The sequence below is a fragment of the Chroococcus sp. FPU101 genome, from assembly GCF_017312365.1.
Lineage (GTDB): Bacteria > Cyanobacteriota > Cyanobacteriia > Cyanobacteriales > Microcystaceae > Chroococcus.
The window spans coordinates 30057-53565 of record NZ_BLJI01000021.1; the positions used below are offsets into that span (position 1 = coordinate 30057).

22 protein-coding genes, 1 tRNA gene and 1 pseudogene are annotated in these 23509 nt (G+C 38.5%); 13 read left to right on the forward strand and 11 right to left on the reverse strand.

Features of this window, described 5'->3' with window-relative positions:
* Window positions 1–241: 241 nt before the first annotated feature.
* Window positions 242–1030 (reverse strand): pentapeptide repeat-containing protein, encoded by a 789-nt coding sequence (locus tag CFPU101_RS16705; RefSeq protein ID WP_206816475.1) that lies wholly within the window; start codon window positions 1028–1030, stop codon window positions 242–244.
* 116 nt (window positions 1031–1146) lie between these two features.
* Between CFPU101_RS16705 and CFPU101_RS16710 the strand changes: the two genes are divergently transcribed.
* Window positions 1147–1734, forward strand: a complete 588-nt coding sequence (locus CFPU101_RS16710) for a phycobiliprotein lyase (protein ID WP_206816476.1) — start codon at window positions 1147–1149, stop codon at window positions 1732–1734.
* Here the strand turns inward: CFPU101_RS16710 and CFPU101_RS16715 are convergent.
* Entirely contained in the window at window positions 1731–2132 is a 402-nt protein-coding gene (locus tag CFPU101_RS16715) for a gamma-glutamylcyclotransferase (protein WP_206816477.1), read from the reverse strand. The two genes, CFPU101_RS16710 and CFPU101_RS16715, sit on opposite strands and share 4 nt — an antisense overlap.
* Window positions 2133–2299: 167 nt before the next feature.
* Here CFPU101_RS16715 and CFPU101_RS16720 point away from each other — a divergent pair.
* A pseudogene (locus tag CFPU101_RS16720) lies at window positions 2300–2952 on the forward strand (DUF2301 domain-containing membrane protein).
* Between the two features lie 7 nt (window positions 2953–2959).
* A complete protein-coding gene (locus CFPU101_RS16725) occupies window positions 2960–3628 on the forward strand; it encodes an ElyC/SanA/YdcF family protein (protein WP_206816478.1) in 669 nt (222 codons plus the stop codon).
* Here CFPU101_RS16725 and CFPU101_RS16730 read toward each other — a convergent pair.
* Genes CFPU101_RS16730 through ntcA form a run of 4 tightly spaced genes read right to left on the reverse strand, consistent with a single transcriptional unit; the run spans window position 3608 to window position 6650 of the window.
* Window positions 3608–4069: a M67 family metallopeptidase gene (locus tag CFPU101_RS16730; protein WP_206816479.1), complete on the reverse strand. Its 462-nt coding sequence runs from the start codon at window positions 4067–4069 to the stop codon at window positions 3608–3610. The two genes, CFPU101_RS16725 and CFPU101_RS16730, sit on opposite strands and share 21 nt — an antisense overlap.
* Before the next feature lie 2 nt (window positions 4070–4071).
* On the reverse strand, window positions 4072–4464 hold the full coding sequence (locus CFPU101_RS16735; protein ID WP_206816480.1) for a pre-16S rRNA-processing nuclease YqgF: 393 nt from the start codon (window positions 4462–4464) through the stop codon (window positions 4072–4074).
* Window positions 4461–5951 (reverse strand): DUF3084 domain-containing protein, encoded by a 1491-nt coding sequence (locus CFPU101_RS16740; RefSeq protein WP_206816481.1) that lies wholly within the window; start codon window positions 5949–5951, stop codon window positions 4461–4463. Before CFPU101_RS16740 ends, CFPU101_RS16735 begins: the two co-directional genes overlap by 4 nt.
* A 21-nt stretch (window positions 5952–5972) precedes the next feature.
* Entirely contained in the window at window positions 5973–6650 is a 678-nt protein-coding gene (ntcA, locus tag CFPU101_RS16745) for a global nitrogen regulator NtcA (RefSeq protein ID WP_206816482.1), read from the reverse strand.
* A 221-nt stretch (window positions 6651–6871) separates the two neighbouring features.
* Here ntcA and fabI point away from each other — a divergent pair, with 221 nt between their 5' ends.
* The 6 genes from fabI (at window position 6872) to CFPU101_RS16775 (ending at window position 13512) form a co-directional block, all read left to right on the forward strand.
* Window positions 6872–7648, forward strand: coding sequence for an enoyl-ACP reductase FabI (fabI, locus tag CFPU101_RS16750; protein WP_206816483.1), 777 nt, complete (start codon window positions 6872–6874; stop codon window positions 7646–7648).
* A gap of 269 nt (window positions 7649–7917) precedes the next feature.
* Window positions 7918–8604: a phosphatase PAP2 family protein gene (locus tag CFPU101_RS16755; RefSeq protein WP_206816484.1), complete on the forward strand. Its 687-nt coding sequence runs from the start codon at window positions 7918–7920 to the stop codon at window positions 8602–8604.
* Between the two features lie 5 nt (window positions 8605–8609).
* Window positions 8610–9941, forward strand: coding sequence for a guanitoxin biosynthesis MATE family efflux transporter GntT (gntT, locus tag CFPU101_RS16760; RefSeq protein ID WP_242578047.1), 1332 nt, complete (start codon window positions 8610–8612; stop codon window positions 9939–9941).
* Window positions 9942–10037: 96 nt separating this feature from the next.
* Entirely contained in the window at window positions 10038–10943 is a 906-nt protein-coding gene (locus tag CFPU101_RS16765; RefSeq protein ID WP_206816485.1) for a ferritin-like domain-containing protein, read from the forward strand.
* A 333-nt stretch (window positions 10944–11276) separates the two neighbouring features.
* A complete protein-coding gene (locus CFPU101_RS16770) occupies window positions 11277–11489 on the forward strand; it encodes a hypothetical protein (protein ID WP_206816486.1) in 213 nt (70 codons plus the stop codon).
* 10 nt (window positions 11490–11499) lie between these two features.
* Window positions 11500–13512, forward strand: coding sequence for a hypothetical protein (locus tag CFPU101_RS16775; RefSeq protein ID WP_206816487.1), 2013 nt, complete (start codon window positions 11500–11502; stop codon window positions 13510–13512).
* Window positions 13513–13607: 95 nt separating this feature from the next.
* On the opposite strand, the gene CFPU101_RS16780 is transcribed toward CFPU101_RS16775, so the two are convergent.
* Window positions 13608–13679 (reverse strand) — tRNA-Asn (locus tag CFPU101_RS16780).
* Window positions 13680–13773: 94 nt separating this feature from the next.
* Window positions 13774–15441: an iron uptake porin gene (locus CFPU101_RS16785; RefSeq protein WP_206816488.1), complete on the reverse strand. Its 1668-nt coding sequence runs from the start codon at window positions 15439–15441 to the stop codon at window positions 13774–13776.
* Between the two features lie 191 nt (window positions 15442–15632).
* On the opposite strand from CFPU101_RS16785, the gene CFPU101_RS16790 reads away from it, so the two are divergent.
* The 3 genes from CFPU101_RS16790 (at window position 15633) to CFPU101_RS16800 (ending at window position 19564) form a co-directional block, all read left to right on the forward strand.
* Window positions 15633–16499 (forward strand): alpha/beta fold hydrolase, encoded by an 867-nt coding sequence (locus CFPU101_RS16790; RefSeq protein ID WP_206816489.1) that lies wholly within the window; start codon window positions 15633–15635, stop codon window positions 16497–16499.
* A gap of 196 nt (window positions 16500–16695) precedes the next feature.
* Window positions 16696–18882 (forward strand): PhoX family phosphatase, encoded by a 2187-nt coding sequence (locus CFPU101_RS16795; protein ID WP_206816490.1) that lies wholly within the window; start codon window positions 16696–16698, stop codon window positions 18880–18882.
* Window positions 18883–18952: 70 nt separating this feature from the next.
* The gene (locus tag CFPU101_RS16800; protein WP_206816491.1) at window positions 18953–19564 is read left to right on the forward strand and encodes a DUF1361 domain-containing protein; all 612 of its coding nucleotides are present in this window, start codon (window positions 18953–18955) and stop codon (window positions 19562–19564) included.
* A 4-nt stretch (window positions 19565–19568) separates the two neighbouring features.
* Here CFPU101_RS16800 and cysS read toward each other — a convergent pair whose 3' ends face one another.
* The 3 genes from cysS to efp all read right to left on the reverse strand — a co-directional run bounded on the left by cysS (window position 19569) and on the right by efp (window position 22138).
* The gene (cysS, locus tag CFPU101_RS16805) at window positions 19569–21005 is read right to left on the reverse strand and encodes a cysteine--tRNA ligase (protein WP_206816492.1); all 1437 of its coding nucleotides are present in this window, start codon (window positions 21003–21005) and stop codon (window positions 19569–19571) included.
* 16 nt (window positions 21006–21021) lie between these two features.
* Window positions 21022–21507: an acetyl-CoA carboxylase biotin carboxyl carrier protein gene (gene accB, locus CFPU101_RS16810; protein ID WP_206816493.1), complete on the reverse strand. Its 486-nt coding sequence runs from the start codon at window positions 21505–21507 to the stop codon at window positions 21022–21024.
* A 73-nt stretch (window positions 21508–21580) separates the two neighbouring features.
* Entirely contained in the window at window positions 21581–22138 is a 558-nt protein-coding gene (gene efp, locus CFPU101_RS16815; protein ID WP_206816494.1) for an elongation factor P, read from the reverse strand.
* 169 nt (window positions 22139–22307) lie between these two features.
* On the opposite strand from efp, the gene CFPU101_RS16820 reads away from it, so the two are divergent.
* Window positions 22308–23462: a peptidylprolyl isomerase gene (locus tag CFPU101_RS16820; protein ID WP_206816495.1), complete on the forward strand. Its 1155-nt coding sequence runs from the start codon at window positions 22308–22310 to the stop codon at window positions 23460–23462.
* The last annotated feature ends 47 nt before the right edge of the window (window positions 23463–23509 follow it).

The window sequence follows — 23509 nt, forward strand, 5'->3', positions numbered from 1 at the left end:
AGAAATTATCATCAAATTAAATCAGCCTCAACTTCCAAAGATGCTGATGAGGTTTAACTAAGTTCACAATCTTCAATTGTTAATTCATTTATTCAGCTAAATTCACTAATATTATGAGTTACTAAAATTTAATTGTTAGCTAATGCGAGCGCAGCTACTTGTAAATCATTAGGCATATTGGTGTCTCAACTGGATTAGTATGACTTTAAAGAACTAAACTTTAAAATTTGTTAAGTAATGATTAACCACAAGAACAACTTAAACTTTGTGCGGTATTAGCACGAGTATAAGCATTCCACGTTCCTAAATCTTGGGAAGAAAAACTACATAACATTGCTTTAGTTTCTGCACTTAATCCCATTGCTAAAGTAAAATCTGCACCCGCAATACTCGCAATTTGTTCTAAAATAGCATCTGTAAAATCAACAGCGCGTAAATCAGCCCCTTGTAATTCCACACCAATTAATCTCGCATTTCTTAAACAAGCCCCTGTTAAAATAGCTCGTTGTAAATTGGCTCCACTCAATGCGGCATTTTCTAAATTAGCTCCAGTTAAATCTGCACCACTTAAATAAGCTCCTCTTAAATTGGCTCCTCGTAAATCGGCATATCTCAGATTGGAAGTATTAAGAAACGCACCGTTTAAATTAGATTTCGGCCCAACTGCATTAAGATTTCGATAATCATAATTTTCGGGCCAAATGGTTTTAGAATTATAACGAGCTAATTGTAATCTTGCTCCTTCTAACTGAGCATTTTCTAAATTACATCCCTGTAAATCTGAACGAAATAGATAGCTATTTTTTAAATTAGCATTGCTGAGATTACAGCCTTGTAAATTTGCCCCTCTTAAATCGGTATTTTCTAAATTGGCATGACTCAGATTACTTTGACTTAAATTAACACCGATTAGATTAGTACCGCTTAAATCAATCCCTTGTAGATTCAGTTGCAATAAACGTTGACCTTGTTGGTGAGCGTGTAAAATATCAGAGCGTGAGGGGGTTTGAGATTGAACAAATGTAGTCATAACGTTTATCTGAAGTTTTGTTGATACAGACCCATAAAAATAACCAGTGTCTTTTATCCTAGAATTGGTCTGATTCATTTCTCTAATTTTTTTTACTTTTCTTAATTAAAACAGCTATGCAGTTAATCCCACCGATGACGATGATGGACTTTTTCCGCAAAAGTGAGGGAGTCTGGTACAGCACAAGAACGGTTCATCATTTTGATTCTGTTTCTGATGAGTCTGGAGAATCTAACCTAATTGTGAAAGTTTTGGAAAAAGATGACCCCAAAGTCATTGAAGTTTGTCAAGCACAAAATGTTGATCCCTTTTTGGTCAGTGGTGGTGCTAGTTTTTCTTGGCAAGACAATATGGATGACTCAGAACCCAATCCGAATTATGCGGCTATATTAGTCGATGTTCCTCATCAAGATGACCCCAGACAAGGCCAATTTTTACGCAACCGAGGTTATGTGGAAGGCATCCCTGTTATTGGAGTCTATCGCTTCGATGAAAATGGGGTTTTAACCATTAATACTGAATATGAACGCAATCAAGGACAGGAAAGAAGCTGGTTCGTTACAGATGATTTTCGCATACGAGTGATGACGGTCAAAATGATGAATGGAGTCAATCAAATGGCTTATTGTTCTGAGCGTCGTTGTGTGACTTCTGCAAGTTTAGAAGCAATGTTAGAACAACATCGCACGAGAATAAGTGTTTAAGATTGTTCTTGTTCCGTCCAAGATCCCGATAAAACGGGTATTCCTTGGTATTGCTGAATTTTCTCCAGTGTCATGACATACCCCCAAACTTCCCCCAAAAATTCATCATCTAGACTAAAAATTGGAATTCGTTTTCGTTGATATTCGTTTTCGTCAGGCGATCGTAGGGGGTGATAGTCTTCTAATTTATCTAAGTTTTCTAAGTCTGACTCCTTTTCAAAAGTAAGCAAAAATCCTTTTACTTTCCCATTTCCCTCTAATAACCCTGGATAACCTAAAGACAAATGAAATAGCTTCCCGTAGGTGTATGCTTCTCTTTCTTGTAGCGTCTTTCCCTCACAATAATAGGAGTAGTTTCGTTCACCTGGTTTGAGGGTTCCATAGACAAAAACCTGCAATTGGATAAACCTCCCCTAATTTTAATCGCAGTTTACCATTTTTTTGCGTTTTTTGCTAAATTAATATTAATTAGAAAAAAAATTGAGAAAATTATTAATAATTGTTGACGGGTTTTCAGGGCGATTAGCTATACTAAAAATAACCAATTCGTTTAATAAAATAACTTATGCTAGCTGAAGAAGAAACACAAATTTATCAAGGACAGTTTGGAAATTTTTCCATTACTGAGCAAGATCGACTGAGCGTTATTTTATATCGTGCTGGCTTAATCATTTCCGCATTTAGTTTTCTGGTCGGAAGTAGTTTAGTGCTATCTGCCGAAAATCTTCAAGCCATCTTACCCTTATTAACGCCCATCTTTGCGGTTTTTTCCTGTGGTTTGGCCTTAAGTTTAGCGACCATTCATATTTATTTAGTTCCATTACATCGACTTCTACAGTTATTTCTTGTCATTGGTACTGGTTCATTTACATTTTTACTCTGATGACACCGATGCCCGTCGCTGAATATATCTATGAGCATCCCCTCAGTTTACTCTTAATTGGCTTTACCTTCGCCGCACTAACAGGAATTTATTTTAAAGAAGCCTTTTGTTTTAATCGTATTGAAACTAAATTTTTAACCCCTCTCGTGCCATTACTCCTGTTAGGGCATTTAGTCGGAATTCTACCCGTATCGGCTGAAAAATTGTTATTAAGCATTTGGTCGATTCTATTTCTGGTTTTTGCCCTGCGGAAAGTGATTCAACCCATTCCCCCAGATATCGGCGATAAATCTGTTTTTGAATATCTTAAACACTCAAAAGCAGGTCAAAGCTAAACCCTCAATGTCTAAAATCATTAAACTTTGGGGACTATTTATCTATCAGCCCCAATGGACACTAACCCTAAAAGGATGGTTATTACTCATTGTAGTGTTGTTGACCTTACTTACTATTTTTGTCACGCAAATTCATTCATTTTTAGCAGTACAAGCCCCCATTAAAGCCGATGCTCTACTCGTAGAAGGATGGGTCACTGATGCTGTGGTTAAAGGTGCTGTTTCTGAATACAAACAAGGACATTATCAAATCATCATTGCTACTGGATTACCTCTAGAGAAAGGTTCATTTTTAAGTCAATATCAAAACTCTGCCCAACTGACAGCCGCCTCTTTAATCGCGTTAGGTATTCCTCAAGAAAAAATTATTCCGATTCCCGCCCCTGCAACCAAAATCAATCGAACAGGGATGGCAGCTAAAACGGTAAAAAAATGGCTATTTGAATCTAATCTCAAGATTAAATCAATAAATATCTACTCTTTTGATGTACATACCCGCAGAAGTTGGTTACTGTATCAAAAAATGCTGCCAAACGATCTAAAAATTGGTGCGATCGCTTATCCGAGTGATGCTTATGATCATCGTTTTTGGTGGACATCTAGCGCGGGGTTTCGCTCAATTACTAATGAAGCATTAGCCTATTTCTATGCGTTATTATTTGGGGACTTCAGTTAAAACAATCTCTTCAGATTGAAATTGATGATCTTGATCTAACTTCCAACATTTAATATCTGTAACTTTTCCCTGATTAAGCGCAACAATCATATAAGAATATTCGGGCCATGCAATCTCTTGATCCATCGCTGAAGGAATCGCCAAATGATCAGGATGAGAATGATAAACCCCAATAATTACCAGTTGACGTGCGCGTGTTTGTTTTTGAACTTGCAATAAAACTTTGGGTGCAATATAAAAACGATCCCGCGTTGTTCCCGTCTGTATAAATAAATCTTCTCTTATTTCATCTGTCCAGCTATTTTCCGTCTCCTGAACTTCAATTAAAAAACTTCCTTCTGGTGTAATTTTTCCAAGCAGCAACCCACAACACTCGTTAGGATAAATCAATTCAGCATGACTTTTAATTTGTTGGAGTTGAAGAGCCGTCACAATCATCATCTTTAAACTTGTTGTAAATAGCGTTCTACTAATAAAATAGCCACAATATCATCCACAGGACGTGGAGGAATCCGCATACCTTGGGGAATCAATTTTTGTAGTCCTTGAGGGGGATACATTAACCAATAACGATCCCGTGCTTCTAAAGTACTATTGTGTTCATCGACTAGGACAATCTGAAAAGAAATACAATTTTCTATTTTTGCTTTCCAAGCTTTAGAAGTCGTTTGATTGCCCATCACTAATAATTGAACCGAAAACCGTTTAGATAACGATTGAATGACTTGTAAAGCGTCCTCAGAAACAATCACTTGATGAAACAATATTTGCCGATTTTTATCCACAACAGCAAGACCACATTTATCTTTTCCTGGGTCAAAACCTAAAATATTCATGAGCTAAATAGAATTTCTCCATCTTTAATTGCTACCAAACGTAATTTTAACGGGCCAGTAGTATAAGTTTTATCCACTGCGACCGTTTTGATTTCATCAATCGGATCATCTAACTGATTAATTTTATCCATAAAACTAATTATGGTAGTTAATCGACCGTCTTCAACTTGAATATTTCCTAAAACGCCAGCCCGTCGCGCTCGAAACTGTGATGCAGCGAGTAAGTTATCTAAACGACTTTGTAGTTCTCCTTCAGACATATTTTGTGAATCAATGGAAACAGCCGCAATCTCTTGATTTTCCTCAAAAATTCTTTGATTAGGAGCAAGATCCGCAAAAACCCGAATTTCTTTTTCTTCTAAAACATAATTTCCTGCCGACAGAATTCGTACCACATATTCTCGTCCATCTTGTAATTGTTGGACTAATTGTTCGACTTCAGCCTTAGTAATTTGAATAATTTGTAGATTAGGATTAGTGGCATTCGGTTGGGTAGCTTGAATCGCTGATAAATTAGCTTGTTGTAGAATTTGATCAACCGCAGCAACAATCGATTTAGCATCACCTGAATTAACCACCTGCAAAGCACCAAACGCTAAAACTTGACCCCGCACGATCGCAATTCTTCTTTCTCTTAAATCTTGATAGGTTTGATAATATTGTTCTAATACTTCAACTTCTCGTCTTAAATAACTCAGTTGAATTTCTAGTTGTTTAAGTTTGTTTTCTCTTTGTTCAAGATTGATATCTTTTTCGGCAATTGCTTGATCGAGTTGTTCAATCTGAGTATCTTTAGCATCGATCGCACTTTGAAGTTGTTTTTGTTCTGTCTCTAAAGCTTGTAGACGGTTTTGACGTTGTGATAATAATTGATCTTGTTGTGACAACTGTTGTTCTTTTTTGAGAATTTCTTGATCTCTGGTTTTCACCTGTGCTTGTCGTTGATTTAGCTGAGTGGTTAACTGGTTTTTTTGAGTAGTTAACTGATTTTTCTGCTGTTGAAGTTGTTGACGATCTTGAAGAAGTGTAGAAACATCAGATTGTACCGTGGAAAGTTGTTGAGCTACTTTTTTTAATTGAGTCTGAGATTGTTGGAAATTACTATTAATGCTAATCAAACGTTTTTTAGCTGAAGTTTGTGCAGTTATAGCTGTTTCCAATTCTTTTTGAATTTGTGTTTTTTCTTGTCTTGCCGTTTGCAGTTCTTTTTCAAGTTGTTTAATCGCAGCACGACGTTCAGCAAGAATGCGATCTAAATCAAAAACGCCCTGACGAAGCGATTTACTTAAACTAAATAATAAAGTGAGGGTGGAAGATGCGATTAAAATTCCTGTAGCGATCGTCATTACAGTAGCTGTTTGACGAGGACGCAGGTTAAAAAGTCGCATTCGTTTTTTACCAATTTTACTGCCCAGGTGATCACCCAATGCAGCTAATACCCCTCCTAAAATTAAAATTGAGGCGACTAGAATATAGGCACTTGTCATGGGTGATCTATACCATTTAAGCTAGGTAAATTGTTGACTAAGGGCAACAGGATTATGAACCGTAATTTTCTTTTTATGAATTGAAATCATATCTTCTTGTCTGAGATCCCCCAATAAACGAGTTACAGTAACTCTAGTTGATCCAATTGCTTCAGCGATCGCTTGATGAGATAATTTTAAATCGATCCTAATCCCTTCGGGTGTCGGAACGCCAAAATCTCGACAAAGAATTAAGAGAAAACTGACTAAACGAGAACCCATATCACGATGTGCTAGGGTTTCGATCATCATTTCCGTCTGTAAAATTCTAGAAGACAAACCGCGTAACATTAACATTGATAAATCTGGATTATTTCGTAATGCTTGTTCAACTTGTTCAATTGGGGCCGAAAGAAGTTCGACTGGAGTAAAAGCCACCGCATGATAGAATCGATCCGATCTTTGACCTGTAATCAGAGAAAGTACCCCAAAGACACTATTTTCGCGCAATAGTGCAACAGTAATTTCTTCTCCAGCTTCATAGACGCGAGATAATTTTACAGCACCTTTGAGTAAAAAATAGACTCTTTCTGCTGGATCTCCAGGGAAAAAAATCGTTTTACCCCGTTCAAAAGTTTCTACGACGGGGGGAAAATTTCCACTACCAATCCGACGAAAGACATCAGCTAACGGTTTATCTTGAATTAAGGATACGTCCATCACACTTTACAAACTTGGTGAATAGTTAATTTAAAACATGATTCGGAGTTAAATTCAATATTAAACACGATTTAAAGAAAAACTGCTCAACGTAGAGTGTACTTTTTGCCTCACAATATTTTTATCGGTATAATTTTATCCCCGTTTCTGTACCTTGATTATACCTATCCATTTAATGATCGCGGGGACTTCAGCCTAAAAATATTGTCTAACTTAAAACTATGCTAGATTTAACACAGAAAAACGCTCTGGTCACAGGAATCGCCAATGATCGATCCATTGCTTGGGGAATTACGCAACAACTCCACAAAGCAGGGGCTAATCTTGCTGTAACTTATTTACCCGATGAAAAGGGACGCTTTGAAAAAAAAGTTAGAGAAGTGGTTGAACCCCTGAACCCCTCCCTAATTGTTCCATGTGATGTCCAAAATGATGAGCAAATTGAGGCTACTTTTGCTGCGGTCGCGGAAAAATGGGATAAATTAGATATTCTGATTCATTGTCTGGCTTTTGCCGATAAAGAAGGATTAACAGGTGATTTTAGCGATATTACTCGTGAAGCGTTTCTCAAATCCTTAAATATTAGTACATACTCACTAACTCGCATGGCTAAAGCAGCAAAACCATTAATGAAAGAGGGTGGGAGTATCGTCACCCTAACCTATATTGGTGGAGTGAGAGTCATCCCAAATTACAATTTAATGGGAGTTGCGAAAGCAGGTTTAGAAATGAGTGTTCGCTATCTCGCATCTGAGTTAGGATCACATAATATTAGAGTCAATGGAATTTCAGCAGGGCCAATTCGTACTTTAGCTTCTTCTGCGGTTGGTGGTATTTTAGATATGATCCATCATGTCGAAGAAGTCGCACCTCTAAAACGAACCGTAACCCAAATCGAAGTCGGAAACACTGCTGCATTTTTGTGTAGTGATCTATCTAGCGGAATTACAGGACAAATTATCTATGTCGATGGTGGATATGAAGTGATGGGGATGTAATTTGAAACAGAGGTTAGGCGATCGTTTGTTTAACCTCTTTAGCCAAAATTTACCCCTAGCCGCGCCAAAGACCAAAAACGTCATCCATCTTATTTTTTAGCTGTAACGCCTCTAAAATCAGCCTCTAGATAGTTGCTATAGGATAAATACCCCCCATATCCTATACATTAATAGAATTTATTAATCGTTTTAAAAAATAAAACTATTGGCATTTCTTAAACCACTTTTTTAGAGTGAAAGAGAATCAGCTTTTAGATAAAAAATAAACGATGACAACAGAAGTGGATTTATCACCGAGTCCTGAGCCTAAACAATTTTCGATTTTTCTCTTTTTTATAGGTGTTTATTTACCGTTACAGATTTTTGCCCTGTTAGCGTTTTCTATTCTGCAAAATGGAACGAGCTTATCATGGGATGTCTCACTCTTATCAGCAATTCATCAAACAGAAACACCGCAGTTAGATGCTTTTGCTTCTATCTTGACTCAGTTTGGTTATCTTAAAGGAATTGCACCAATTGTTTTTTTAGTATCTTTACTTTTAATCCTTCGTCAACAATGGCATCGTCTAGCTTATCTGCTGACGGTTGAATTTGGGGCTATTTTAATTAGTTATAGCGTTAAATTAGTCTATCATCGCGCTCGTCCCCACTTATGGGAGTTATTTCAACCTCTACCGCTAGATTACTCCTTCCCCAGTGGTCATTCATTAATGAGTATGATTTTATTCGTCGCACTTCTTCATTTATCTTGGGAGACACGCTGGTACAAATGGGTTATGCTGATAGGAGGACTTTACGTTGTCTCAGTTGGTTGGACACGGATGTATTTAGGGGTACACTTTCCCAGTGATGTCCTCGGTGGATGGATGCTTGCTATTGCTTGGGGAGTTGGCGTAAATCTGATATTCCATTCTCCTTTCGCTAAACTTATAGCTAGAAAGCAAGAAATTTTATAACTTATATGAGTTCCACAACCTTACCAACCTTGGTCAAGGAAGATGTACGCGAAAACTTTTACAGACTAGCGTTTATTAATATTCTCTCTAACTTAATGGTTCCTTTGTCGGGTTTTTTGAGTGTGGCTTTTTTAGGTCATTTACAAGAAATTCACTACCTAGCAGGAGTCACTCTAGCGACCATTTTATTTAATTATCTCTATCGTACTTTAAGTTTTTTGCGGATGAGTACGACTGCCATCACCGCGCAGGCTGTCGGAGGAAATAACGAAGATTTAATCTCGCTAACTCTAATGAGAAATGCTTTACTTGCTTTTAGTTTAGGCATTCTCCTTTTAGTGTTCCATCAACCGTTAGGAAACTTAGGTTTTGCGCTCCTCAGCGCTGTTCCAGAGGTTAAAGAAGCAGGACAAGCATATTATAATACTCAAATTTGGGGCGCACCTGCGACACTGCTGAATTTTGTTCTCATCGGTTGGTTTTTAGGACGAGGACACAGTGGTAAAGTTTTCTGGATGTCTTTGGTAGGAAATGGTGCAAATATTGTTTTAGATTATCTTTTCATTATGCGCTTTCAGACGACAAGTGCAGGTGCAGGGTTAGCCACATCCATTAGTCAATATTTCATGTTATTGGTGGGTTTATTTTTTATCTGTCGAGAAATCAAGCTAGAAAAAATAAAAAGTTTACTCGGTCAAATTTGGGTTTCTGCAAGTTGGAAAGAAACACTAATTTTAAATCGAGATATCTTTATCCGTACCTTAGCTTTTTTATCGACCTTTTCTCTATTTACAAACCTCAGTTCAGCAATGGGAACAATGACCTTAGCGGAAAATGCTTTGCTATTACAAGTCATTACCCTAACGGTTTATATTGTTGATGGGTTAGCCTATGCAACTGAAAGTATGGCTGGAATGTTTAAAGGAAAAGGTGAGTATGAGCAGTTATACCCTCTTTTACAAATGTCGGGACAAGCAAGTTTGACCATTGGACTTAGTTTTGCAGTTGCTTGTCTGCTGTTTCCAGACTCTTTACTGGGACTTTTAACCAATCATGCTGATGTTTTAGAATGTCTCCATCCTTATATTCCCTGGCTATTACCTGTTTTGGGTTTTGGTTCCTTGGCCTTTATGTTAGATGGCTACTTCTTAGGACTAGCCGAAGGGGCAATTTTACGCAATACGGCTTTAGTAGCAACTTTAGCAGGATTTGTTCCACTAGCGATAATCGCCTGGCAGTTTCAAAGCGTTTATCTTCTATGGTTGGCACTATCTTTATTTATGGTTGTGCGAGTGACTTTGCTGAGTTTACAAGTTCCTAAAACTCTAAAAAGTTAATTGATGTCTACCCAACGGTACATTTTTATAGCTTGCTCTCAGTAAACCTCGTTAGAATATGAATAGTGTAACAAAACTTCATACATACACGGCATTATGACAGTCTCCTATCCCCGCAAATACAGAAATATTCTCAGTGCGCGAGATATTCTCAAACGAGTTATCCAAGATCGTGAACTGCACATGATGACTCTGAACCGCTATCGTTATAATGAACAACGTAGCTGTAAAGATTTAACAGAACTCATCGAACGACTCAACGGACAACCCAAAGAATTAATCCGCGATATTTCTAATCATATCGTTGAAGAATCCCGTCATGCTCTGTGGTTAACTGATTTATTGATTGATTTAGGTGAAGATATCGGACAACCGACAGGAATTTCTTATATCGATGCTTTTGAAAAGCTGATCGATCAAGAAGCTTATACAACCCAATCCAATCGAGATGATATCATTATCGATAGTTTAGCTGCGATTAATGCCACTGAAAAACGAGGCTGTGAATTTTTCTCGGCTCATATCGAAGCGTTAAAAGAAGCAGAGCAGACCGAAGAAAATATTAAAATCAGAGAAACCATTGAGCGTATTTTTCCAGAAGAAGCAGGTCATGTTCGTTGGGGAAATCGCTGGTTATCAAAAATGGCGCAGAAAAGTCCAGAACACAAAGAAAAAGTGGAACGGGCAAAACGTCGTTTCTTTGCCATTGAACAAGCAGCCTATGAATCTAGTGATATCATGATGGGTGCCGAATTACGACGCATTGAGCATTTAATGGAAATTTCTGAAACAATGCCACTTTGGGAACGGACTCAATATTTAATGAAACACATTCCCGAAACGGTCTTTAATCCAGAACTGCAATTATTCCGTATTGAAATGGCTCAAAAAGCTTGGCAAAAAGATCCTAAAATGTTTGTCGAACAGTTTATCCCGATGTTCTTTAAAGGAATAAATCGCGAAGATTTCGACCGAATGAAGCAAAAAAATAGCAATAATTAATTTTTTTTCTGCTCCTTTAACCCCTCTACCTTACTTGAGCATCTCTCTTGTAGGAGAGGGGTCAAAAATCATCTTTAGATAGAGAAAATAGAAAAAATATTTAATACCTTAGTAATAGAGCAAAAAAATATTCACTTGATCTAACATAAATACAAAGCAAAATATCAAATAAATGCTTAAAAACATTACTTTAAATACGCTTTTGTACTTTAAAATAATTTTTGAATATAGCTAATTAAATCAATATAAAAATTTATTTAAACTCAATATAACAACAGTGAGACAGTTTATGCTGTCTAATTCTGATATTTATTTTCTAATGGAGGAAAAACAATGAGTAGTGGTCACGCCAGTCATAAAGGTAGTTCTACCAAACCCAATGTCAACGCTAACGGTCAGATTAATGACCCAGAACAAGACATTCCCCAAGACTACCAAAGCGAAGAAGGTGTACCTATACCAGGACGTACCAAAGAGATCAGGGAAAATAAAGAAGCTACCGAACGTCCTTCCGATGATGTTCGAGAAGCACCAGAAGCAGGATAAATAGAATTTTATGAATTGGCCGAAGTCATTGCCTAATTTTCTAGTTCCGACCCTGTTGTTGAGTTTAGTAGTCCTATTAGCCGCTTTTTTCGGTTTTCAATTAGAAATTGCTTTTGCTCCAAGGCCTCAGCTTGCTCAGACCTATACACCAATAACCCAGTCTCCTCCGTCAGATGTTGGTACCTATGATGTCTTAGGACGTGTCATAGTCCCAGAAACGGCGGCAGAATGGTTACAAACTGAAGAAGGACAGCAAAAATTATCCCCCGAAAACGGAGCAGTTGAAATTACTGAAGATCTAATTGCTCTAGGACGCAAAGCATTTTATGCTGAAACCTTTAAAGATCAAGTCTTTCAAACTGATGTCGTCGGAGCCTTAGATGGGCCAATCAATCCTATTAGCTTAACAAAAGCGATCATTAGTCTTAAAGGACAATTTACTCATAATCTGCAAATACCGATCGATCAAGATATTACCATCGGCGGAAAAACCTTTCAATCAGGAACTTTACTAAATACAGGTTTAGACATCCCCGCAGGTTTTCTTACCCCTTTGGGAATGCGTACCAGTATCGAGAAAGGAAAATTACGGGTAGGCATTACTTGTGCTTTGTGCCATTCAACCATTGATCATCAGACTGGACGAGTTATAGAAGGCGCACCGAATAATGATCTAGATACGGGCTTAATTTTGGCGATGGCGAGTAATTCAGCCGCAATGTTCCGTCAAACAGGAGTTAATCCGACTCAACTTCCATTAGGCGATCATACTTATCTAAATGATCAAGGTGAAACAGCAAAACTTCCCGATCCTCAAACCGTAGAAACTGCCGTAGATGCAGAACTTTTGACTTGGCCCCCTGGTAATTTCGATTCATCAGGAAGCTTAGTGAATAATCCTGCTCAGATTCCCTCTTCGTACACCCGCGACGCTTGGCCCTACGGATGGAGTGGTCATTCTGCAATCGGATGGTTTCATGGCTTAACAACGCTGAATAGTAACGTCCATGCCACTAACTCCGATGCGACGACAGGGGCCGATAGTAGCGAACCGTTATTAGGGATTGACAAAGAAACTTATTTAGGCATTATCTTCCAAAACTCAGCCAATCCAGCCTATCGTCTGCCAGAAGGTGCTAAACCCTCAGAATTTTTCCAGCAGATCGATCCCACACCAGGTGAACCGGGGATGAATGAAACCATCAGAATGCCAGATTATCCCAAAGGATCACCTTTTATGCTCGATGGATTGATGGCGAACTCCCCTGGAATGCCCGTAGCGAAACAACTTAACGCAATGTCGGCATATCAAAATACCCTTGCTCCGCCACCCGTTCCAACAACTGATCTTGATAGTCTTCAAAGAGGTGCCGCTATCTTTAACAATGCGGGTTGTATTGAATGTCACAGTGGCAGATATTTCACAAATCATGAAGTGATAGCCGCCGATGAAATAGGCACACAACCATCACGCGCTAAAACATTAGCCGCATTTCCCAAAGTTTTCGCGCCGCCAAAAACCTATCCCAGTAATGTTTCCGTTCCCCTACCAGCTAATCCACCTGTACTAGAAATTCCGACGGATCTCACCCCAAAACGCTCTCAAGAGTTAGCTTTTGCGATGAATAATCCTGCGGGTGGTTACAAAGTACCGAGTTTAATTGGACTTTCTGTAACAGCACCTTACCTTCATGATGGAGGAGTAGCCGCTAGTGTTGAAGCCCTTCAAAGAAATGAAAAAGGCTTTGGCGTGGCTGATTCTGAGCAGTTGGGTATGGCAGGAACGCTATTAAAAGGAATTGTTCCTGATGCGGGTGCCAGTCTGCGAGTGCTGTTAGATCAACAGTTACGGGAAGTAGCGATCGCCGCTAATCAAAAAAATCCAGATTTACAAAAGGCAAATGTAGACGGGAGTGGACACAACTACTGGGTTGATCCCCAAAGCGGTTACACCCCCCAACAACAAACAGATTTAATTCAATTTCTGCTTTCCCTAGACGACAACCCCGAAGTATTGCCCTAAAGCCTTCCTTCCCGTTGTTCCCTATCCTGTGAGGAGAAGGTTAGGGAGAGGTAGATGGGGCTAGATGGAGGTGTTACGCTAATCTTATTTTTAAACTCCCCGGGTGGGATTCGAACCTACGACCAATCGGTTAACAGCCGACCGCTCTACCACTGAGCTACCGAGGAATGTTTGTCACAATTACTAATAATAGCAACAACATGGATAAAAAAGCAAGCCCTTTTTGAATTTATTTTGAATTGTTGTTAGAGTACAAATGTTTTAGAATTTGAAACTACCCCGAATTGCACCAACCCACAAAGGAGCGCGGTTATTTTCGGGGTTAATACCAACATAAATACCAGGTGTTACGGAAATATTATCGTTAATTTGGTAAACATAAAAGGTTTCTAATAACCAAGGATTATCTTCCGTTGCTTCGGTCACATCGGCAATATTGTTATCATTGCTAATTGAAGCAGCATAAGGGGGTTGTCCAATTGTCATTACTCCAACATTGCCCTCTTTAAATAAATCTGGAAAAGCTAAACTAAATTTCCAGTTCCATATATCAGCCGTATCACCGTCTCTAAGTCCACCTTGCGCGTAAGCTCTCGTATACATTCCCCAACCTTCTACACTAATTTGCGGAATAATGCGCCATGCAAATAGGAGAGCGACGTTATCGGATGCTGTAGCATTGTCATTAAATGGATTATCGCTATTAGACACACCTGTATAACCTAGTAGCGAAAAAGAATCAAATTGACCACTCGGAATATAATTACGTGAGTAAGCAACCGCTAAACTAAGTTTATCAGTCGGTGCATAAGTTAACTGAGAGCCAGCAACATAATTACCGTTAAATAACCCATTACCTGCTTCGGGGTTTTTTCCGTTTCCTGCCGAATAAAAAGCACTCAAATTTAAAGATTTATTAAATTCGTAGAGTAAGCCTAATCCTGTTCCTAGATTATCACTTAAAACATAAATCGGAGCGATCGCACCAAAGTAGGATAATGCACCTTCCGTAAAAGAACCCGTAAATGGAGCCAAAGGATCGGATATATCATCTAATGTCACTTTAACACCACTAATCCACGCGGTTAATTGATCAGTGACAGGAAAACGATATTGTAATTTGTTAATCTGTAGCAGATTATCCCCCGGTGCAGCAAAGTTAAAATCAGTTAAATTGCTACCACCTCGCGCAAAAACAATATTAGAGGTTTGTAGACGCACTTGTAATCTATCTTCACCTGTAAAACTGGTATCAAAATTGGCTCGATAGCGGTAATTAAACGTGATTTGATTATCCTGTAAAGGTGTTCCCTCGGGTGCATCTGCTTGTTCAGAACCCCACAGTCCCGATGCAACCATAATGACATCACCATTTAATTTTATCGTTGTTGAAAACTGATGATCTTCCAAGAAAGCAACTCTTTGTTCTAGATTATCAATTCGGGTGCCTAAAGCTGCTAGTTCAGCTTCAAATTCTTCTGCAAGTCGAGTCAGTTTATCGATATCTTCTCTTAAAACAGATACACCTTCTTGGATTAAACGTTCAATGGTATTTAAACAAGCATTTAACCCTGCGGCAAATTCCCAACGACTTAAAGCACGATTTCCTCGAAAAGTACGATCTGGATATCCTACAATACAGCCATAGCGTTCAATCAGACTTCTGAGTGCTTCAAATGCCCAAGCATCTGGTGTAACATCTGTCAATTGATTGACGTTAGTAATTTGACTCATCGGGTTACTGAGAGTCGAAGGGGAAAAGGTTTGTGCTTCGTAAAGAGACTGAGAAAGGGAAGATGTTTTGTTATTTTGAATTTGATTAACTGAAGTTTGATTAAGCTCATTGGCTAGTGCTGGACTTGTGATCAATACCCCAGTCACAGTAACTAAGCCTTGATGACTTAAGGCTTTTTTAAGATTATTAAACATTCTACTCCTCACACCAAAAAAAGAAATTTCCTAAATTAGAAAAATCTTTGAACAAGATAATCTATCATTAGTATATTTAAAATAGCAGTTGGCTTTTATACCATTTCAAGAGAAAGCGAAAAACTCAATCAAACTTAAAACAGTAATTTTATTGATTGAATCAGGTCAATATTAGAGAGAGGCTAAAAACAATGACTACCCTAAAACATACTTGGCAAGATGGATTTATACAAACTAATGATATCCAACTTCATTACGTTAGCCAAGGACAAGGAAAGTTAATGTTGTTCTTACATGGCTTTCCTGAATTCTGGTACTCTTGGCGACATCAAATCCCTGAATTCTCTCAACAGTATAAAGTTGTTGCTCTCGATTTAAGAGGCTATAACGAAAGTGATAAACCAACTGAATTAGAAGCCTATCAAATGTCAGAATTAATGAAGGATATTGAAGGCGTGATCAAAGGATTAGGATATGATAATTGTATTTTAGTTGGTCACGATTGGGGAGGTGCGATCGCTTGGAGTTTTGCTTATAATTACCCCAACATGGTCGAAAAACTCATCGTTTTAAATTTACCTCATCCTGCAAAATTTGGTGAAGGTTTAAGAACATTCCAGCAACTTCTTAAAAGTTGGTATGTTTTCTTTTTCCAAATTCCCTTGTTACCTGAATGGTTAATCCAGTTAAATGACTATGAAATCATCGAAACTGCATTTAAGGGAATGGCTATTGATAAAACGGCTTTTTCTCAAGCTGATCTTGAAGCATATAAAGATGCTGCTGCAAAAAGAGGAGCCTTAACAGCAATGATTAATTATTATCGTTCTACTTTTCAAGGTTTCTTTAATCAATCTAATGATGATTGGACAATATTAGAGACTCCCACTTTAATAATTTGGGGTGAAAATGATACCGCTTTAGGTAAAGAATTAACTTATGGTACTGAAGAATTTGTCAGATATTTAACGATTAAATACATTCCTAATTGTAGTCATTGGGTACAACAGGAACGACCTGAACTTGTTAATCAATATATCTGGGAGTTTTTGAATTAATTGTAGGGGTTTGCTTCAGTAAACAGTATAACAGTCAAATCAACTTTCATACTGATTACTGTCAAAGGTTTGGTCTTCAATCCCTTTTCTAACTCAATTAAAAAAATATTGCTTAACCTGTTCCTAAACTAAACTTAAAGATAGATGATTTATAATATAGCCGTTTGACTATCAAACTAATCTTAAAACGACTAATATGAATCTAAAACGTCGCCATTTTTTAATGTTTATGGGTGCAACAGCTGGAGGAACACTCTTAAATTTAACTGATAATAGTTTTTCCATGCCTTTTTCTCAGGTAGTAGCTAAACCTACAAACAAGCTTAGTTTTAAACCGATTAAACTTCCTTTACCACTAGAGATTAACCTGATCACTTCAGAACAACAAATCAAAACTTATTCAACTTATCAAGTCGTTGATGATTTAGTATTACCAGAAGATTTTACATATGATATTATTGCAGCTTGGGGTGATCCGATCGCTGATTCCCGTTTTGGTTATAATAACGACTATTTATCATTTATAGAAACTAGCCCAAATGAAGGCTACTTAACCGTCAACTTTGAATATATTAGCGGTATGACTTGGATGACAACCTATGAAAAAGTCATTGGAAAATCTTTACCCTTTGAAGAAGTTAAATTAGCCTTAAAAGAAACCCAAGGAGAAATAAATGCCTTTGCCCTCCCTAATAATAATCCTTTAAAAAATCAAATTATAGAAATTTCTAAAGAGGGATTAATCGATCAAGGAATTGGAATTATATCAATTCGTCGAAATGCTGATGGGAAATGGACAAGAACTTTTTCAAAAGCCGATCGCAGAATTACAGGAATCTCAGGTTTAGAAGATAAAAAATATCTTAAATCAACTGGCCCTGCTGTAGCTGTTTTTACGAAAGCCAACAAACGCGGTTACGATGATCAATTAGGGAGTAAAATTATCGGAACCTTCCAAAACTGCGCGGGAGGAACAACACCTTGGGGAACCGTTTTTAGTGCAGAAGAAAACTATCAAGATCAAGTTTTTGAACCCGTCTTTGCTGATGGTACATCCTTTGATCCTGCTAAAAAACCTTTTTTTATTAATAATGCTGAAATTGACGGACGCGCTAATGTTTTTGGTTTAGCATCTAATAAATATGGTTGGATGGTCGAAGTTGATCCCGCTAACCCCAATGACTACGGAACTAAACATACTTGGTTAGGTCGTTTTCGTCACGAAGCAGTCGGGTTTAGAGTAGTAGAAGGAAAACCACTTGCTGTCTATTCAGGATGTGATCGTAGAGGTGGACATATCTATAAATTCATCTCCAAAGACCTCATCCGTAACCCTCAAGATAAACAAAATTCTAAACTTTTAGAACGCGGAATGTTATACGGGGCTAAATTTAATCCTGATGGAACTGGAAAATGGATACCCCTAACGCTAAACACTTCCATTGATCCCGTTTTACCCAGTCAAATTGTGGCACGGCAAGGAATAAGTACAATAGTATTGCCCAATCCTAACCGTATAGAAGGGGGTATTATCGCTCATAGCAAAGATGAAGACATCGCCTCGTATAAACAACAATTCAAGACCCTTAGTGACCTTTATGAGGGCAAACCAGCAGAGAAACAAGGGGCGATCCTCATTGATGCTCATTTTGCCGCCAATGCAATCGGTGTTACCTGTACCGCTAGACCCGAAGATACAGAAATTGCCCCAGATGGTACTCTGTATATTACCTTTACTTCGGGAACTCCTGGGGAAGATGGAGGGCCAGATAAAAACATTTTCAAGGGCCCTAATGGAGAAACATCCTATGAGTATGGTTGGATCATGAGTCTAAATGAAGATCAAAATGATCCTGCTACAATGTCCTTTCGTTGGAAAATGTTTGCGACAGGGGGTGAACCCACACAAGGAGGACTCGGTTTCTCAAACCCAGATAACCTAGAATTTGATGCAAGTGGTAATCTTTGGATGGTCTGTGATATGTCTACAGGAAGTCACAATGATCCAGAAAAACCGCTTGGAATTTTTGGTAATAATACCGCGTGGTTTCTCCCGACATCTGGCCCAAATATGGGGAATGCGTATCCATTTGCGATCGGGCCGATGGATACTGAGTTAACTGGCCCTTGGTTTACGAAAGATCAACAAACTCTTTTTCTTTCCGTTCAACATCCGGGAGAAGCAAAAGGAATTCGTCAAAATATGGCTTTTCAAGAACAAGAATTTACCCTTAGAACCACTCAAGGACAAGAATTTATCCAACTGCGTCAAGTTCCCATCGGGTCAAACTGGCCCACTAAGCAAGCAAATGATCCTCCGCGTCCTGCTGTAGTTGCGATCCGACGTTTAGACAATAAAGGAATTACAACGGTTTGGAGCTAAATCCTAATTTTCTAGTGACAGTATAATAGCAAAAGTAGAACTGTCATTTATTGTGCTAGGAATAATTGTTATGCCAATCATAAATTACATTTGGAAGACGTTAAACTACAGTCATTCTTTTATGATTTGGAATTTATTTCTAGCTTTTATTCCTTTAGTTTTAAGTATTTTTCTATTTCGTTTTTCTCAAAAACGTTCTCTGTTATGGTGGTTTATTTTCTTAACTTTTATTGCTTTTTTACCCAACGCACCTTATGTATTAACGGATGTCATTCATTTAATTGATTTAATTCGTTACGGTTTTTCAGTTTGGATCATTACTTTAGTTTTAATACCACAATATACCATTTTTATTTTAGCTGGTTTTCTTGCTTATGTCTTATCGGTGATGAATCTGGGAAATTATTTAGAGAAACAAGGTTATAAACAATATATTTTACCCTCCGAATTAGGCATCCATTTTCTTAGTGGTATTGGCATCTATTTAGGACGTTTTCAGCGTTTTAATAGTTGGGATTTTGTGACTCGTCCCATTTATTTATTAAAAAGCTCAATCGAAGAATTAACAAATAAAGAACCAATTTTAGTCATTATTATTACAACATTTGTTATTACTTTTCTCTATTGGTTACTCAAACAAGTTATTATAGGTCTTGAACTCAGATTTAAAGAAAATCGTTAAAAAATTATTCCCGATGCCATTTAGTCACACTACCCGCTTGATCGATCAGAGTGATACCTTGTGATTTTAGCTCATCTCGAATGCGATCGCCCTCTGTAAAGTTCTTATTTTTTCGTGCATCAGCCCGTTGTTGTATTAGTGATTCTATGGCAGCATCGCTTAAACCAGCAACTGATTTTTCCACTTCTTCTAAAACAGCTTCTAAACCTAAAATACTCGCTAGTTTAAATAAAGTATTCCATTTTTCCTCTAAAAGTTGTCCTCTAGTATTTCCCTCATGGATTAAATTATTTTTCTCAGTTCCTAACTCTTTAGCTAATTCAAATAAAATCGTTAAACCACCCGCAAAATTAAAATCGTCATCTACTGCTTCATTAAAACGATCGACAAATGAATCAACAAGTTTATTATCAACTTTCCACCCTAACTGTTGTCCAAATTGTTCACCAAAGAGTAACCCTTCTTTTAAAGTAGCCCATCCGTTTGTAGCAGCTTGTAGGGCTTCATCAGTAAAATCAAGAGGTTTACGATATTGCGCTTGGAGGATAAATAGACGAACCGCATTTCGGTCATATCGATCTAATAATTCCCGAATTGTAATAAAATTCCCCAAAGACTTCGACATTTTTTCGCCGCCGACTTTCACCATACCATTGTGCATCCAATATCGGGCTAATGGTTTTCCAGTCACTGCTTCAGATTGAGCAATTTCGTTTTCATGATGGGGAAAAACAAGATCACTCCCTCCCACATGAAGATCGATCGTTTCTCCCAAATGCTCTCTAACCATCGCAGAACACTCGATATGCCACCCAGGACGACCATTTCCCCATTTTGAGTCCCAAAACGGTTCATTCGGTTTAGCGGCTTTCCAGAGGGCAAAATCAAAAGGATCTTTTTTCTTTCGTGCTTCGGGGTCATCGGCATCAACGCGACCACTAGCCCCAACGATTAAATCTTCTAGCTTACGTCCTGAAAGCTTACCATAATCAGCAAAACGACGCACTGAATAATAAACATCGCCACTTGAAGAATAAGCATATCCCTTTTCTTCTAACTCACAGACGAGACACTTAATGCCATCTAGAGTATGTGTAGCGCGGGGATATAAATCAGCTTTCTTGACTCCAAGTCGTTCCATGTCCTCAAAATAAGCCGCGATAAAGCGTTCTGATACATCTTCCATTGATGTATGCTCTTTATTGGCTCGGTTGAGAATTTTATCATCGATATCGGTAAAATTTTGGACATATTTCACCTGATAGCCGCGCCATTCTAAATATCGTCTGACGAGATCCCAAATCACGCAAGCCCGCGCATGACCCAAATGGCAATAGTCATATACCGTAATACCACAGCAATACATCCGAACTTGATTCGGTTCTAATGATGTAAAAGATTCTTTTTGACGTGTGAGAGTGTTATATAAACTAAGGGTCATGACGTAAGAACATTTATTAATCTGGGTTAACCCACATCAGGGTCTGTCCGTATTCTACTGGTTCACCATTATCGACGACAATTTCCATAATTTGCCCCGCCACTTCTGCTTCTATTTCATTCATCAGCTTCATTGCTTCAATGATACAAACAGTCTGCCCTGTGCGGATGCGATCGCTTGTCTCGACAAATGACGGTTCATCGGGGCCTGGCGCACGATAGAAGGTTCCGACCATTGGCGAAGTAACAGCCACCCATTTTTTATCGACTGGGGAGGGTATCGGTTCAGTGGGAGTCGGTTCAATTTTTGGAGGAGGTGGCGGAGAAACTGGCGTTGTTTGTATAGGAACAACGGGTATAGAAACTTCTACTGGCGGACTAAAAGATGTTGTCCCTTTGCGTACCGTCAGTTCAAAATCTTCACTTTTTAGGATCATTTCCGTAATATCTGTTTGAGCAATCGCAGTTAACAGTTCACGGAGTTCGCTATAGTTAATCGACACTAATTCATCCCTACTACTGTTCTGTACTGAGTGTTAGTTGTCTCTTTTAGTCAAAGACAACTAACAGGTGTAATTATTCCCGTCCCAAATATGAGCCATCGCGGGTATCTACTTTAATCCGTTCTCCAATTGAGATAAATAAAGGTACCATAATTTGCGCTCCCGTTTCGACAATTGCAGGTTTTGAGCCGCCTGTTGCCGTATCGCCTTTGACACCTGGATCAGTCTCAGTGACTTCTAAAATGACAGAGGTTGGCAGTTCAACTTCTAGAACTTGGTCATTCCAGAAGACAATATTAACTTCCATACCCTCTTTAATAAACTTAACACGATCGCCAATTTTGTTGGGTGGGATCGTTGCTTCTTCAAACGTTTCCATATCCATGAAGACATACTGATCACCTTCTTTATAGGTGTGTTGCATGGTTCGCTTTTCAATGGACGCTTGTGGAACGGTTTCCCCCGCGCGGAAGGTGCGTTCAACAACGTTCCCAGATTGAACATTTTTTAGTTTTGTCCGCACAAAAGCCGATCCTTTACCAGGTTTAACGTGGAGAAATTCCACCACCCGCCAGACAGAACCATCTAATTCGATGGTGACACCACTCCGAAAATCGTTGCTCGAAATCATGAAATGCTTTTTAGGCCGTAATGGTCAATAGAATATTTTACTAGAATTCGGGAAACCGTTTTGTAATTTCTGGTCTTGATATCTTTCTTCAGCCTCTTGACAAGGGTAGAAGTAAAAACATACAAGTATTTTGTGTGTGGCGCGGTTATTTTTAGTCCCAGAGAAATTGATGAAACCAGTAAATTTTTTGAAAGGCGTGCGCGTAGGGTGCCATTGGCCTCGCTTTCTTGGGTTTTGGAAAGCCAGTCTAATAGCCATCCTTATTCTTTTTCTGTGCTTTAGTTTTAGTGATGCCGGATGGACACTTAGTGAACAAAAACCCATTTTGCTAAGTTTCTTAGCGCAAGGAGATGCGGTTACCGATCCTGAATCGATTTTACGAAATGCTCTACCCATCGATAATCGTCCTGTACGACAGTTGCAGGGTGCGATCGAAGATATTGAAAAAAATCTTAAGGGAAAACGTTGGGGGCCAATTAAAAAAGATCTTAAAGATGCTTCTTTTGTACTAGCCACGAAAAAAGATGCAATTTTAGCGAGTATACCAGAGGCTAAAAAATCTCAAGCGTCTGACATTTTAGATCACCTTAAAGCCGACTTAATCGAACTCGATGACTCCGTGAGCGTTCAAGATCGAGCCGCCATTCTAAGTCAACGTCAGGCTATCTTAAGCCAGATTACCACCTTAGAAGAGTTAATGGTTCAAGGCTTTCCTTTTGAAGTCCCTGAACAATACGCGAATTTACCCCAACTAAAAGGACGGGCAACGGTTGAAGTTAAAACCACTAAAGGCGATATGACGATCGTTGTTGATGGTTACAGCGCACCCGTTAACGCTGGTAATTTTGTTGATTTAGTACAACGGGGTTTTTACAATAATCTACCTTTTACTCGCTCCGAAGATAATTTCGTTGTGCAAACAGGCAAGCCAGTAGGGGCAGAAAATGGCTTTATCGATTCGAAAACGAAAAAATATCGAGCTATTCCCCTAGAAGTCTTGGTTAGAGGCGAGGAAAAACCGATTTATGGAGCAACTCTAGAAGATTCGGGAATTTACTTACCTGAACTCGTTCTACCATTTAATTCCTTTGGGGCAGTTGCTTTAGCGCGTCCCTCGACTGATCCGAATGGGGGTTCGTCTCAATTTTTCTTCTTTAAATTTGATAATGAATTAACTCCACCTGGATTTAATTTAATGGATGGACAATATTCGATTTTTGGCTATCTGGTTAAAGGAAAAGAAGTTCTTGGCGAAATTACAGATAAGGATAAAATTATCTCGGCGGCCGTAGTTGATGGTCTTCAAAATTTAGTTCAACCTTAAAACGAGGGGTAGGGGAAAGGTTTGAAAATCTTATCCCTACCCTATTA

Bases quoted from the DNA above. Each gene is read 5' to 3' on its own strand.
- CFPU101_RS16770 (WP_206816486.1), top strand. From the start codon at position 11,277: ATGAGTAGTGGTCACGCCAGTCATAAAGGTAGTTCTACCAAACCCAAT.
- CFPU101_RS16710 (WP_206816476.1), top strand. From the start codon at position 1,147: ATGCAGTTAATCCCACCGATGACGATGATGGACTTTTTCCGCAAAAGT.
- CFPU101_RS16765 (WP_206816485.1), top strand. From the start codon at position 10,038: ATGACAGTCTCCTATCCCCGCAAATACAGAAATATTCTCAGTGCGCGA.
- CFPU101_RS16740 (WP_206816481.1), bottom strand. From the start codon at position 5,951: ATGACAAGTGCCTATATTCTAGTCGCCTCAATTTTAATTTTAGGAGGG.
- CFPU101_RS16730 (WP_206816479.1), bottom strand. From the start codon at position 4,069: ATGATGATTGTGACGGCTCTTCAACTCCAACAAATTAAAAGTCATGCT.
- fabI (WP_206816483.1), top strand. From the start codon at position 6,872: ATGCTAGATTTAACACAGAAAAACGCTCTGGTCACAGGAATCGCCAAT.
- CFPU101_RS16790 (WP_206816489.1), top strand. From the start codon at position 15,633: ATGACTACCCTAAAACATACTTGGCAAGATGGATTTATACAAACTAAT.
- CFPU101_RS16705 (WP_206816475.1), bottom strand. From the start codon at position 1,030: ATGACTACATTTGTTCAATCTCAAACCCCCTCACGCTCTGATATTTTA.
- ntcA (WP_206816482.1), bottom strand. From the start codon at position 6,650: ATGGACGTATCCTTAATTCAAGATAAACCGTTAGCTGATGTCTTTCGT.
- efp (WP_206816494.1), bottom strand. From the start codon at position 22,138: ATGATTTCGAGCAACGATTTTCGGAGTGGTGTCACCATCGAATTAGAT.
- CFPU101_RS16735 (WP_206816480.1), bottom strand. From the start codon at position 4,464: ATGAATATTTTAGGTTTTGACCCAGGAAAAGATAAATGTGGTCTTGCT.
- gntT (WP_242578047.1), top strand. From the start codon at position 8,610: ATGAGTTCCACAACCTTACCAACCTTGGTCAAGGAAGATGTACGCGAA.
- CFPU101_RS16755 (WP_206816484.1), top strand. From the start codon at position 7,918: ATGACAACAGAAGTGGATTTATCACCGAGTCCTGAGCCTAAACAATTT.
- CFPU101_RS16795 (WP_206816490.1), top strand. From the start codon at position 16,696: ATGAATCTAAAACGTCGCCATTTTTTAATGTTTATGGGTGCAACAGCT.
- CFPU101_RS16800 (WP_206816491.1), top strand. From the start codon at position 18,953: ATGCCAATCATAAATTACATTTGGAAGACGTTAAACTACAGTCATTCT.
- cysS (WP_206816492.1), bottom strand. From the start codon at position 21,005: ATGACCCTTAGTTTATATAACACTCTCACACGTCAAAAAGAATCTTTT.
- CFPU101_RS16725 (WP_206816478.1), top strand. From the start codon at position 2,960: ATGTCTAAAATCATTAAACTTTGGGGACTATTTATCTATCAGCCCCAA.
- CFPU101_RS16785 (WP_206816488.1), bottom strand. From the start codon at position 15,441: ATGTTTAATAATCTTAAAAAAGCCTTAAGTCATCAAGGCTTAGTTACT.
- CFPU101_RS16820 (WP_206816495.1), top strand. From the start codon at position 22,308: ATGAAACCAGTAAATTTTTTGAAAGGCGTGCGCGTAGGGTGCCATTGG.
- CFPU101_RS16775 (WP_206816487.1), top strand. From the start codon at position 11,500: ATGAATTGGCCGAAGTCATTGCCTAATTTTCTAGTTCCGACCCTGTTG.